The sequence below is a fragment of the Labilibacter marinus genome, from assembly GCF_001659685.2.
Lineage (GTDB): Bacteria > Bacteroidota > Bacteroidia > Bacteroidales > Marinilabiliaceae > Saccharicrinis > Saccharicrinis marinus.
This window is the reverse complement of the sequence record NZ_LXYE02000056.1, coordinates 1-14,008: the sequence shown is the minus strand read 5'-3', so window position 1 is coordinate 14,008 and position 14,008 is coordinate 1. Positions and strand designations below refer to the sequence as shown.

Genomic DNA, 14,008 nt, shown 5'->3' with positions numbered 1-14,008 from the left:
CTTGCACTTTTCCCTATTATTTTTGACCTAACACATCAAAAAAGAGCAAAAAAAATGAGGTGCTCGTTAAACGAACACCCCACATTACCCAGACAAAATAAACAAACTAACCTATTAATCCTTTAGAAACTTCGTCCCAATTCACAACATCCCAAAATGCCTGAATATAATTTGGACGTAAGTTTTGATATTTTAAATAATAAGCGTGCTCCCAAACATCTAACCCTAAAATTGGCGTACCTTTAACTTCGGCAATATCCATTAATGGATTATCCTGATTTGGAGTTGAGCTTACTACTAAACTTCCATCTTCTTTTTTTACTAACCAAGCCCATCCAGAGCCAAAACGAGTAGCCGCAGCTTTCGAAAATTCATCTTTAAAAGCGTCAAACGAACCAAAATTCTTTTCAATCGCTTGTAAAACTTCTCCAGTAGGAACTCCACCTCCATTCGGAGACATTGATTTCCAAAATAAGTTGTGGTTATAAAAACCACCTCCGTTATTTCTCACTGCAGTTGAGTGACCCGAAATTCCCACTAGAATATCTTCAATTGATTTTCCTGCTAACTCTGTTCCTTCAATAGCCCCGTTAAGGTTATTAGTATATGCTGCATGATGCTTAGAATGGTGAATCTCCATTGTGCGCGCATCAATATGTGGCTCTAATGCATCGTATGCGTAATCTAATTTTGGTAATTCAAATGCCATAATATTTCTTTATTCTATTGGTTAAATGAATATGATACAAATTTATTTCTTATTTAGATTAAATCAAAACTATTTATTAAGATTTTTATATCTTTTTTTCCGTTTTGAAATTCAGAAGTTAAACAGCGACGATAATAAATTGTTTAAAGCATTTTCAAAATATTATCTTCGCACACTCTAAATTAAATGACTTACAGTGCACAAAGACATATTAAAATTATCAATACCTAACATACTTACTAACCTTACCGTTCCATTATTAAGCATGGTTGACTTGCATTTAATGGGATATTTAGACTCCGAACTATTTATGGGAGCAGTAGCCTTAGGTGGAGTAATTTTCAACTTTGTATACTGGGGCTTCGCCTTTTTAAGAATGAGTATTAGCGGAATTGCCGCTCAGGCATATGGAAAAAACAGCGACCAGGAAATGGCTATGGTTCTTTTTCGAGGTATGTTAATTGCCATACTTGGAAGTCTGTTTTTACTCATCTTTCAAACAGGGCTGGAGAAACTCAGTTTCCTCATGTTAGATGGTTCTGCGGAAGTTAAAGAACTAGCCAGTAACTATTTTTACGTTCGCATTTGGGCCGCACCGGCAGCCATCTCACTTATGGTTATTAACGGATGGTTTTTAGGAATGCAAAATGCAGTATACCCCATGCTCATTTCGGTTTTAATTAATATCGTGAATATTGCATGTAGTTTTGTATTAGTAAAAAACTACGGGATGAACGAAACAGGAGTGGCATTAGGTTCTGTCATTGCCCAATACACAGGTTTTATTCTATCCCTCATCCTATTTTTAAAAAAATATAGAAACACACTTACCTATTTAAAACTGAAATCAATTCTGATAGTTTCGGAATTTAAACGTTTTTTAAATGTAAGCGGAGATATATTTATAAGAACCTGGTGCGTTATTGCGGTCTTTACATTCTTCACCTCTAAATCGGCTGGTTTTGGTGATGTTGCATTGGCTGCCAACAGCGCTTTGCTTCAGTTCTTATTCTTATTCTCCTACTTTTTAGATGGATTCGCCTACGCAGCTGAAGCTATTGTTGGAAAGTATTTTGGCTCTAAAAATAAAGCTAAACTAATTGAAGCTAGCAAAAAGTTATTTCTATGGGGTAGCATTTTTGGAATTTCATTTACCATGAGCTACTATATATGGGGAGGTGAGCTCTTATTATTTTTTACCAATAAAGAAAATGTACTAAACGAAGCTTCTATTTATCTGCCTTGGCTTGTTTTTATACCTATAGCAAGTTTTGGCTCATTTATTTGGGATGGCATTTATATTGGCGCTACTGCTTCTAAAGCCATGCGAAACACAATGCTCATCGCCTCCATTGGATTTTTCTTTATTCCATATTATGTATTGCATGATAAAATTGGCATGCATGCCTTATGGTTATCTATGTTACTTTTTATGTTTTCGCGAAGTGTATTGCAAAGCTTGTTGGCAAAAAGAGCTGTTTACGTAAAATTGCAATAAAAAAAATGGGTAAGATCTTCCCCGACCTTACCCACTCATAAACATAACCAATATATTAACCTAACCTTTTACAAAAACCGATTTGATGATATGCTCTGCCATTTTGGGATTTTCCTTTAATCTTCTGGTAGAATAACCAAACCAGTCCTCTCCATAAGGAACATAAACCCGCATTTTTTTACCATCACCCACTACCTTATTTCTCAACTCAGGAGTTACTCCATAAAGCATCTGAAACTCGTACATATCATCAGGTACTTGATATTTATCAATTAACTGATAAGCCCCTTTTATCAAAGCCTTATCATGGGTTGCAATACCTACATACACCCCATTGTATAGCAATAAGTCTAACAACATTAAATAGTTGTCATTAATCTCTTGCCCATCTTTATAAGCAATTTCCTCTGCTTCGTTATATATCCCCTTACACAATCTAAAATCCAATGGTGAATCAGGCGTGTGTAATTGCAACAACGTTTCAATATCCGCCCGAGTCCTTCTAAGGTATGCTTGCAATACCAAGCCCACATGATTAGGAAACTCTAATTTCAATCTTTTATATAAGGTTAATTCTAAATCCACACATTTAGAATCTTCCATATCAATCCTAACAAAATTTTCGTACTTAGCCGCCAAGGCAACGATTGCCCTAATATTCTGATAACATTTCTCAGGGTCAATCAACAAACCAAAACTCGTAGGTTTTAACGAATAATTACCCTCTACTTTAGCTACTTCAAAAGCTTCTATTATTTGTAAATATTCATCCCTATTTACGTTAGCCTGATCTATATTCTCAATAAACTCCCCCAACAAATCCACCGTTACACAAACCCCTCTAGAATTAAGGCTTTTTGAAGCCTTAATTGCATCCTGCACTGTAACACCAGCAATATATTTCTTTGAAAACATCCAAATAAACTTCTTTGGAAAATATGGAATCACAGATGCTATTGCCTTATTAATCATATCCTTATTTTTTATCAACAAAGCCGGCTTTTTTCATTCATCTCAGATGAATAACACAAGACAACTTTATGGATATTGTTTCTGATGTAAAATTCGGACTTATTATGATTCCAAAATATGACTATTCTCAGAAAACCCTTACAAACAGTACAATCCTGACATAAATCATATTTAAAGGAATGGTATCATCATTTCTACATTACTCGTTTTTATCAATCATATACAAAACTGAAATAAGTGCACAAAAGACTTATCATAAGCACAAACACACCTTCTTCTTTTCAGTTTAATCAATAAAAATCGGAGTTTAATCAAAACTATTTCAAAAAACTTCCGTTTAAGAGGTCAACACGACATTCTTAAAACAACCACAGTGATTAATCAACACAACAACACAAGTCACTTGGTTTTTTTAACTATTCTGCTATTGCTGTTTTCACATGCAGCTCTGGCTCAGGATTGTACTATAGTTGGAAAAGCTAATGATATTATTCCGAAAGGAAAATGCGCACCCGTAGATGTAGATTGGAAAATCATTTACCGAGGCGTTAATGATGGGGGAACAGGTAACGTACAAATCCAATATGATTGGGACGACGGTAACCCTGTAGAAATTGTTAATGCAACCAATACTAATCTTGCTACACAAGAATGGTCTGCAACGCACAGTCACATTTATCCCAACACGGGAAATCAATGTAATTATCATCCCCGAGCTACTTTAATAGTAGATGGCGTGTTATGTACTAGTTCTGTACAAGAACAAATTGTAACCGTATGGGATACCGACGACAAAAATGGTGGAGAATTATTAATTGATCCAAAAGTTAAACCTATTTGCGTTGGCAATGACGCCTTATTTCATTTTACGGATAATAGCCAATGGAACTGTACGCCTCCTGATGAAAATGATGTTATTAATAATGACGGAAGGTGGATTCAATGGATATATGGAACTGGTGCTAGCACCATTAATGATGCAGAAGTTGATGGTAGCGTTCGTGCTTACCCCTTTGTTGGTTCAATAAATCACGTCCCAGGGCCAATAGAAGGCCCAATAGCACCCTATAATACTTCCTTAGATATTTACATTCCCAACCATCATCCTGTCGGAGCTTTTTTTCAAGTAACTTTAAGAAATTGGAATACATGTAATCCCTATGATGACCCTAGCATTCCTGGGCCACCTGTTGATTTAATAGATGGAGATTACGCACCTGTGACTACAACAGCAATGGCATTAATTGTGGATATACCAGATGCCTCCATCAACCCTGTACCTCCCGTATGCGAATCCGCAGATCCTTTCTTACTCATTGGTGCAGATGGAGGGGGAGTATGGGCCGGAGCTGGAATAAGCGACCCGAACAACCCCATGTTTAACCCTAAAGAAGCTGGGCCTGGAACACATGCTATAACATACTCAATTACCGATGGCAATAGCTGCTCTGACGTTGGCACAGTTTTAATAACCGTATTAGCTGCCCCAAAAGCAGAAATATCAACCTTCCAAACCATTAATCTGTGCCCTGGAATTCTTTTAGAATTAGATGGGAATCCAACAGGGGGATTACCTCCATATGCGCATTTATGGAAAGGACAGACCTCACCTCTAAACGTAACTAACATTCAAAATCCTGATTTCTTGACTACGGTAGTTGGTCAATACGAATTAATATATAGAGTTGAAGATAACAATACATGCTGGGGAGAAGACACCGTGATTGTAGACGTTGAAGAGGTAAGTATCAGCTTTGACAGCAACAACTTTGAAGTATGTTCTGGAACAAACACCATGATTGATGCGCAACCTTCAGGAGGTTCTGAAGTATTTGTATTTCATGAATGGACAGGTGCAAGAACTGATAAGCTTTCCGAAACAGATGTCCAAAACCCTACATTTATTGCGGACGAACCAGGAGTTTATTCATACACATACAAAGTACGAGATTCTTTTGGTTGTGAAGATACCGAAACCATTACTATAACAGTTCATGAAAAACCAGATTCAGATGCCGGTTTAAATATCAACGAATGTGGACTACAATCTTCACTCGATGCAACACCTAGCATTGGAGTTGGATTATGGAAAATCATTTCCGCTCCTGGCTCTTTGTCTTTCAATTCATTTTCAAGTCCAACAGCTCATATCATTAGCGATACATACGGAACATACCAATTAAGATGGATAGAAGATAACAACAGTTGTAAAGACTCTGCAGACCTTAGCGTTACTTTCACAGAGATTCCTACACCTACTGTGATGGACGACAAGGACACCTGTGCTTTATCCATACAGATTATTGCTCATAAACATGCTGGAGTAGGACAATGGGTGGTAGCAGAAAACGTAGGCATTGTTTCTTTTATAGATGACTTAAATTCAACTACTCAAGTTAACGTTGACACACCTGGAAAATATAAATTCGCTTGGTTAGAAGACAATGGGAATGGATGCACAGGAAGCGATACCGTAGAAATAAATTTCCACCAGGTACCAACAGCAAACCTAACTCCTCCACCTGCGGTTGAGTGCACCCCCCTTGAAGTAAATTTCGAAAACACTTCAAGTAATGCAGATTCTTATTATTGGGACTTTGGTAATGGTATTATATCTAATCTAGAAAACCCAAGTCAAGTATTTACGAACAAAACACCACTACCTGTTGATTATGAAATCACCTTAATAGCCAACACAAATAATGGTTGTTCTGACACAGTAAAACATATCACAAAAGTGGCACCAACACCCATTTCCTATTTTGATGCAGACATAAAAATAGGTTGTAGTCCTCTGAACAGTACATTTATAAATAAATCACAAGGCGGAACAAGCTACCAATGGACTTTTGGAGATGGCTCAACCGGAACAGATGTAGAAAACCCAAGTCATACCTTTACAAACTCAGAAGCTTTTATTCAGTCTTTTGAAGTCGAATTAGTTACTATTAACGAATATAACTGTAGCGATACATCATCTTTATTCACCACTGTTTATCCTAAACAAGAATTCAATCTAAGTGCCGTACCCGATAGCGGTTGCTCTCCTTTAAACACTAATTTTTTGGCCGACCCAGGCGCGTACATTTACGAATGGGACTTTGGAGATGGGAACCTGATAAAAGGTGCGAATTATTACAACAAAGTTTTCGAAAATAGTTCAGATATTAAAGCGAAACACAATATTAAGCTTTACACAACATCTTTTTACGGATGTTTAGATACCACAGAAGCAACCATTACGGTTTTACCTTCTCCTCAAACCTACTTTGAGCCGAATGATTTTACGGTATGCTCACCTAAAAAAGTTCAATTCACAAATTCCACAGAAAACATAGAAACTTCAGTGTGGAAATTTGGCGATGGAGAAACCTTAACAACTAATAGCAACGAAGATGTAGAACATATTTACACCAACGATAGCTTTACTCCTCAAGATTATAGAATTACGCTCATCACAGAGAATTCCTTTGGATGTATTGATTCTATGCAAGGTTTTACCAGCGTAAATCCAATGGTTACTGCTAAAATTACTGGAGAAGGAGAAGCTTGTTCACCACTTGAAATAAGTTTCGGTAATGAGTCGGTGGGTGCCAATACATTTTTATGGAACTATGGCGACGGCAACACCTCATCTGGATATTTAGGATTAAATTTATTTAGAAACAACACTGAAACAGATAAAGAATACGAAGTGAGTATGATTGCCTCATCGCCATATGGTTGTAGCGATACTGCTTACACAAACGTGATGGTTTATGCCACTCCGATTGCAAACTTCGAAGCTACTCCTGAAGAAATACAAATGCCAGCTTCAACAGTAACAATTAATAATTTAACAGAAGGAGATAACTGGGAGTATTTATGGGACTTTGGCGATGGACAAACCTCAACAGAAAAACAACCTAATGAATATACCTACGACGACTTTGGATTATATGAAATTTCACTAAAAGTGTCTTCCAATAAATGTGAAGACATTCAGAAAAAAGAGATTAGGATTATAGCAGGAATACCAACTGTAGAATATGGCCCTCCTACCCAAGGGTGCCCAGCATTAAAGGTGGATTTTTATAGTACAACAAAAAATGCAGAAAGCTACCTATGGGAGTTTGGCGATGAGAATATTTCTACAGACCCAAATCCAACGCACACTTATTATACAGAAGGAACCTACATAGTTAAATTAACCGTGCAAGGTCCAGGAGGCATGACTATTAAAGATGATTTGGTCATTAATGTGTATCCAGAGCCTACCGCTTTATTTGATGTTTTCCCTAATGTGGTAACCATACCTGGTGAAGCTGTTTCTTTTGCCAATAAATCATATGGTGCCAATACATACCTGTGGGACTTTGGTGATGGACAGACCTCAATAGAGCACAGCCCTACCCACGAATACACCACAAAAGGCAATTACGATATTACATTAGATGCCGAAAACGAGTATGGATGTACCAGCTCCTACATTCAAAAGGAAGCTGTGACAGCAAACGAAGGTGGCAAAATTAAATTCCCAAATGCATTCACACCGAATCCTGCTGGTGAAAACGATGGTCGATACGATAGAACCGATAACAACAATTACGTTTTTTATCCTGCCGTTCAAAAAGGTGTTGAAGAGTATGAACTTCAGATTTATTCAAGATGGGGGCAATTACTATTTGAATCCAATGATATTGAAGTAGGTTGGAATGGTTACTACCAAAGTCAGCTTTGTACGCAAGGTGTATACATTTGGAAAGCGACTTGCAGATTCAGTACAGGACAAGTGAAAGTATACACTGGTGATGTAACTTTATTAAGATAAAAGGATGTTAAGAAAAATAAAACACATAATTACGCTTTTCATCCTAACCATTGTGATGACTAACCTATATGGGCAAGATCCGCATTTTTCACAATTCTATGCCAATCCGCTGTACATGAGCCCCTCTTTAGCAGGATCTACAGATGGAGGGCGATTAATTGCCAATTACAGAAATCAGTGGCCAGGCATCAACAAGGCTTTTGAAACGTATTCAATCTCATTCGATAACTTTTTTCCCAGCCTTAATAGCGGCCTTGGATTTATGCTATACCAAGATAAAGCAGGTAGTGCTGGATTAACCACAACTCAATTTACTTTTCAGTATAGTTACAACTTGATAATAAACGATGAGTGGCAACTCATCCCGGGTATTCAGTTTTCCTATGGTAACAAATTCATTGATTTCAATAAACTAGAATTTGGCGACGAGATGCAAGGCGTTGGAGGATCTGGATCGTGGAACAGATTAAACAACGAAAGAGCTAATTATATTGACTTTGCTGCTTCTGCTTTTTTATACAGCTCTAAGTATTGGTTTGGATTAACTATCGACCATCTTGCTCAGCCTAATTATTCGTTTTTAAACGAAGAAATGAGGTTTCCACTTAAAACAGTATTATTTGGAGGTGTTAACATATGGAACGAGAAACGCAGAGGTACGGGATCTGCAAGATCATTCTCCTTAAGCTATAGACTGCAACAACAAGCCAAGGATGTGCAAATGGATTTAGGCGTTTATTGGTTCAACGACCCTATTGAAATTGGTATTTGGTATAGAGGTTTACCATTTATCACTACAAAAAATAGCACCAGCATCAATCAAGACGCTATTGTAGCTTTATTGTCGTACAAATATGGCCCTCTACGATTTGGCTATAGTTACGACGTTTCGCTATCCGGACTGGGATGGAATGCACAAGGGGCCCATGAATTGTCGGTAATATTCGAGTTTAACCAAAGAATGAGTTTAAGGATGAATGGTAAACGACCAGCTCTCCCTTGTTCCGAAACAGCCAATCCACTTTCTAGCACAAGCAGAAGTAAATACAAAAGAAAGAAAAGAAGAGTATTTTAGTCAATTATTAGCATTTACAAAAGCGCTAACAATCTATTTTTATTCAGTTTACACTTAATAAACACAAGCTCACATTCGTGAGTTTAACATGAAAAAAAAGAGGAGTTCCAACAGAAACTCCTCTCCCAAAAATCAAACTACTCAATTATGCAACCTCTACTTTTCTTGCTGGTTTTGGCTTCACCTCTTCTCTTTTAGGCAAAGCAACACTTAAAACCCCATTTTCGTATGCTGCGGAAATATTTCCATCTTCAACCTTTTGTTTAGGGACAACAAAGGTGCGGGTAAATCCGGCATAATTAAATTCTCTTTGCTTAAACTTCACTTCTTCTGCTTTTTCTTTTCGCTCAGCAGAAATCGTTAGCTTGCCATTATTAAATTCAATGTTAAAATCATTCTTATCCAAACCAGGAGCAGCCAACTCTATTAAATACTGGTTATCATCCTCGGCAATGTTAACTGCAGGTAAAGTTTGGTTTCCCGAATACATACCACTCTGGTTCATAAAGAAATCACCACCCATAAAATCATTTAATACTGAATCAAAATTTCTGTTTGCTTTTCTTACTAGTGTCATAACTTAATCCTCCTATTTTAAATTTTTAATATTTTATTGTTGTTTGACTCTTATATCTCAAAGGACATACCACATTAATTATCAAGACATAAAGTCATAATACAATACATGCATGCGTCATATTGGCGCATCGTATTTATTTTATACGCCATATTGTCACATTGAATAAAATAGGAGATGGTAATTTTAATTTAAGGTATTGATAACAGATGCGTAATAGGCTTAAATGAATTATAGATGATATTTGCGAGCAACAAAAGGAAATTGAAATTAATTTTTCCTCCCAACAATTCCTGTGTGTATCGGAGGTTGTATTCTATCGTGGATATGGCCTCCTTTTTTTTATTCCCAAACACCCACTATTGAACTTCCACAATTAGAGCAGATTCCTTTCTTGAATTCCCTAAATTCAATTACAGATCGATTTCTGGCAATCAATTTAGAATTACAATTGGAACAATACGTAGCGTTATATTCAGCTTGCGGCACATTTCCTAAATAAACGTACTCCATCCCTAAATCTTTAGCTATAGTATAAATCTCTTGTAATAATTCAATAGAGGTTGCAGTACTTTGCAATAACTTATAACTCGGATGAAAACGACTAAAATGAATAGGTACTTTAGAAAAACCATTTTTCACCAACCATTTACACATATCTTTAATCATTCCTATGTCGTCTGTATATCCAGGAATAATTAAATTGGTAATTTCAAGCCAAACATTCTCCTCTAACAAAGTTTCTAGCGTTTGCAATACATATTTTAGCTTAACTTGACTCAAACGCTGATACACATCATCATCAAAACATTTTAAATCGATATTTACAGCATCCATCACTTTACACCAATCCTTCAGTGGTTTTTTATGAATATATCCTGCGGAAACAATCACATTCTTCAATCCCCTTTCACGAGCTAGCTCAGCAGTATCCAATGCGTATTCGTAATAAACTACGGGGTCTGTATATGTATACGAAATAGAGTTACATCCCTTAACTTTAACCAATTCAACTATATCATAAGGGCTAATATATTCTTCTTGATTAGGCTCAAGATTAGCCTGAGAAATATGATGATTTTGACAATTTAAACAACGAAGGTTACATCCAATTGTAGCGAGTGACAAAGTTTTAGAACTGGGCAGAAAATGATACAAGGGCTTCTTTTCGATTGAATCTACCTGCAAAGCGCAGGGAAATCCGTACGTTAGTGCCATTAACCGACCATTTACATTCTTCCTTGCTCTGCATACACCAATCTCATCAGGCAACAAGAAACACCGATGCGGACATAAAACACACTCTATCCCACCTTCTTTTTTATGCCAAAACAAAGCCTCTTTATCAGCCTGTAGGTATTTTACGGTTGGACGTATATGCATAATCACCTGCTTTACGATACCCTTCTATTACTATCTCACCACCCTCTTGGATATTAACGATAGCGTAGCTATTATTTTGCTCACCAGAACCTTCAACAAGTGCTTTTAGGGTATAATACAATATGCCATTAATCACCTTTGCTCCACCATTATGGTCATGACCTTGAAATACTGCCATTACTTTATCAGAGTCCTCCATCACAGCCCTTACTTCTGCAGCATTATTGACATACAAATCACCTTCTCCATGCAGTAGCTGATGCGTAAATACAACAACTGGCATATCACTTTCCTGCAAAGTTTTCTTCAGCCATTTTAACTGAAAACTAGGAATATTTGTATCCTTATAGCCGAAGTTACCTTTTTTATAATCCGTTTCATCCGACTTAAAACATGCATCTAACACAATAAATCTACAGCCCGAATGCTCAAAAAAATAGTATGTTTTATCCTTATCTATACCTGTATTTATGGTATTATTTAAAAACTGAGCTTTTGAAATAGAATCCAGATCATGATTGCCTAATACGTGATATCTTGGACCTTTAAATTTCGAAAACACAGCTTCCGTTTTCTCAAGATATTTCAAGGTTTCTAATTCTACAGGAGGGTCTGTTTGGTCTTTAAAATCACCTGTCTCAATAGCAAAATGAACGCTCTCCTCATTAAATAATGTAACGGCTTCGCTCAGCTTACTTAAACTCTCCGTAAAATATCGTCCCCATTTAACGGGAGCTTCAGCATAATGAACATCTGTTACCCATCCAAACCGTATTTTTTTATTACCTCTTGCCCAAGCTGGCAACACCGTTAAACCCGTAACAATTAAGGCACTATTCTTTATAAATCGCCTCCTCGTTTGCTTTCTACTCATTTCGTTTTTTCAATTAAAATCTACAAAATCTAACTTGAGAAAATAATGGCTTCAAAAATATACAGTTCAGCCTTTTGCCAACCATTCCATCCAATATGTGCTTTATCCCTAGCTAAATGACCTAAAAATTGTTCTAAATTCCAAGCAGTTTTGTCGGCAACTTGTGGTAAAAAAGTACCTTTCTTATGGCCTAGTTTAAGGTAAACACCATGCTTACCTAACACAATTTCTTCAATAGAGTGTATCTTTTTCATCGGCGTTAACAAAGAAATCTCAATACTTAAACCATCCAATTCAGAAGCATCAATCTCTTTAAACCGTTTATCTTCAAAAACAGCAGCCAATGCCAAATCCTTAACCAACTCTGGCAAACTACAGCTTACATTATAACGCCCTAAACATCCACGTAATTCACCATTTACATATATCGAAACAAAAGCACTATTAATACCTGTTTCTATATCACATTCGATATCTGGCTTCTCTATCTCTATCCCAAAAGAAGTTTGTATAGCATAATTAGCCTCACGCAATAGATAATCCTTTTCATATTGACTGACCGACTCTACCGTACATTCTTTATCTTCAACCAAAACAGATTGATACCCTACAACTCTTTTTTTGTTTCCCGATGCTTCTCCGGAATTCATATACCGCACCTTCTCGTATTTATAATGGTCTTTACCTTCTGTCAAATACATTAAAGTCAATACAGAACTCCAACCACATAGCTTAGTCAAAACTCCATCTTCACAATGCTGATCGTTCAACATTTCAATCAATTCATCTGGATTATTTTTGCAGATTAAATCCACTGTTTGTTTGTCTAATCTAGTTGCCACCTCGTCGTTAGGGTAATGGGACAAGTCGGTACTGAATACAAATAAATTTTTGTGATTAAAATAAGGCTTTAGTACAGAAGCAATATACTGACAATCACTATATTTTTTAACACCTATTACAATAGGTACAATTTGGGTTAGATTACGCATTCTATATTGAAGGAATGGCAATTGCACCTCTAAAGTATGTTCTTCGGAATGTGCATAAGGATTAAAAACAATATTTTTAGATTGCTCTATCAGCTGATTGGCCAATTGAATATTTACAGGCACCACACCTAATGGCGTTTTATAGTGCCCTTTATTATACACGGATGCCCCATTAAAGGTTAAATGATGACTAGATCCGATTAAAAATATATTGTCATACTTGGCATCCTGATCAATTAAAGCATAGGCGCTAGCTGCTACGGTGCCCGAATAAACATATCCTGCATGTGGCACTACCAAAGCAGAAACTCGATGACTTACTCTCAACTGTTGCTCTACAAAGCATTCCTTCAGCTGATGAATTAACTCATCTGGATCTGAACTATAAAATGTACCTGCAACTACTGGTTCCCTTTCAATACTGAGCATGATCATTTTTATTTAGTGTCTCTTAAATTTACAACTTTATTTTTATTTTTTTTCAAATACCTCAACTCATTCTTTTTAAAATAGTTGTTATCGTCTTTCATGTTTTACTGCAAAATAAATATGAAAAAAGTTATTTCTAAATTTGGCAATTAAGAAAAAACCTCTACTTTTGCATCCGCGTTAACGAAATAAGACGAGCGCAAACAAGGAGATTCAGTAGCTCAGCTGGTAGAGCACATCCCTTTTAAGGATGGGGTCCTGGGTTCGAACCCCAGCTGAATCACTCTTAAAAAAAGACTTAAAGTAGTCTTGAAAATTTAAATCGGGAAACCCGATGACATGTTGACTCAGTAGCTCAGCTGGTAGAGCACATCCCTTTTAAGGATGGGGTCCTGGGTTCGAACCCCAGCTGAGTCACATAGTAAAAAGGAGAACAATTTTTGTTCTCCTTTTTTTATGCGCTAAAATGAACAAAATTCAGAATCAGATCAGCACCAAAAACCTCGATATCCTATCACCATTTGCGCAAGATGATGCCAGAGGCATCACATGTTTATAGAACAATTCAGAAACAAAAAAAAATGACTCCTGAGGAGTCACACATATACCATATATTTAAATATTCGACTCCGCCGGAGTCATTTCCTTTTTGTACGGTTTTCTATATACATTCCACCCCGCTGGAGTGA

9 protein-coding genes and 2 tRNA genes are annotated in these 14,008 nt (G+C 36.7%); 5 read left to right on the top strand and 6 right to left on the bottom strand.

Features of this window, described 5'->3' with window-relative positions:
• Positions 1–106: 106 nt before the first annotated feature.
• Positions 107–709, bottom strand: coding sequence for a superoxide dismutase (locus tag A8L32_RS21570; RefSeq protein WP_066633188.1), 603 nt, complete (start codon positions 707–709; stop codon positions 107–109).
• Between the two features lie 196 nt (positions 710–905).
• Between A8L32_RS21570 and A8L32_RS21565 the strand changes: the two genes are divergently transcribed.
• Positions 906–2,207 (top strand): MATE family efflux transporter, encoded by a 1,302-nt coding sequence (locus tag A8L32_RS21565; RefSeq protein WP_066633186.1) that lies wholly within the window; start codon positions 906–908, stop codon positions 2,205–2,207.
• 60 nt (positions 2,208–2,267) lie between these two features.
• Here A8L32_RS21565 and A8L32_RS21560 read toward each other — a convergent pair whose 3' ends face one another.
• Positions 2,268–3,179 carry a proline dehydrogenase family protein gene (locus A8L32_RS21560; protein WP_066633184.1) on the bottom strand — a complete coding sequence of 304 codons (912 nt, stop codon included), beginning with the start codon at positions 3,177–3,179 and terminating at the stop codon, positions 2,268–2,270.
• Positions 3,180–3,552: 373 nt separating this feature from the next.
• Here A8L32_RS21560 and A8L32_RS23815 point away from each other — a divergent pair, with 373 nt between their 5' ends.
• Both A8L32_RS23815 and A8L32_RS21550 read left to right on the top strand, forming a co-directional pair.
• On the top strand, positions 3,553–7,989 hold the full coding sequence (locus tag A8L32_RS23815) for a PKD domain-containing protein (RefSeq protein ID WP_075591529.1): 4,437 nt from the start codon (positions 3,553–3,555) through the stop codon (positions 7,987–7,989).
• 4 nt (positions 7,990–7,993) lie between these two features.
• On the top strand, positions 7,994–9,064 hold the full coding sequence (locus A8L32_RS21550; protein WP_066633180.1) for a PorP/SprF family type IX secretion system membrane protein: 1,071 nt from the start codon (positions 7,994–7,996) through the stop codon (positions 9,062–9,064).
• A gap of 145 nt (positions 9,065–9,209) precedes the next feature.
• Here the strand turns inward: A8L32_RS21550 and A8L32_RS21545 are convergent, their stop codons facing one another.
• From A8L32_RS21545 to amrB, 4 genes are all read right to left on the bottom strand, one after another.
• A complete protein-coding gene (locus A8L32_RS21545) occupies positions 9,210–9,641 on the bottom strand; it encodes an Hsp20/alpha crystallin family protein (RefSeq protein ID WP_066633178.1) in 432 nt (143 codons plus the stop codon).
• Positions 9,642–9,983: 342 nt separating this feature from the next.
• Positions 9,984–11,024, bottom strand: coding sequence for an AmmeMemoRadiSam system radical SAM enzyme (gene amrS, locus A8L32_RS21540; RefSeq protein WP_066633174.1), 1,041 nt, complete (start codon positions 11,022–11,024; stop codon positions 9,984–9,986).
• Complete coding sequence (locus A8L32_RS21535; protein ID WP_083631452.1) at positions 10,987–11,898, bottom strand: metallophosphoesterase; 912 nt, start codon at positions 11,896–11,898, stop codon at positions 10,987–10,989. The genes amrS and A8L32_RS21535 overlap by 38 nt, the downstream gene beginning before the upstream one ends.
• Positions 11,899–11,927: 29 nt before the next feature.
• A complete protein-coding gene (gene amrB, locus A8L32_RS21530; protein ID WP_066633266.1) occupies positions 11,928–13,319 on the bottom strand; it encodes an AmmeMemoRadiSam system protein B in 1,392 nt (463 codons plus the stop codon).
• A gap of 210 nt (positions 13,320–13,529) precedes the next feature.
• Here amrB and A8L32_RS21525 point away from each other — a divergent pair.
• A tRNA-Lys gene (locus A8L32_RS21525) sits at positions 13,530–13,602 on the top strand.
• 61 nt (positions 13,603–13,663) lie between these two features.
• Positions 13,664–13,736 (top strand) — tRNA-Lys (locus tag A8L32_RS21520).
• Positions 13,737–14,008: the final 272 nt, after the last annotated feature.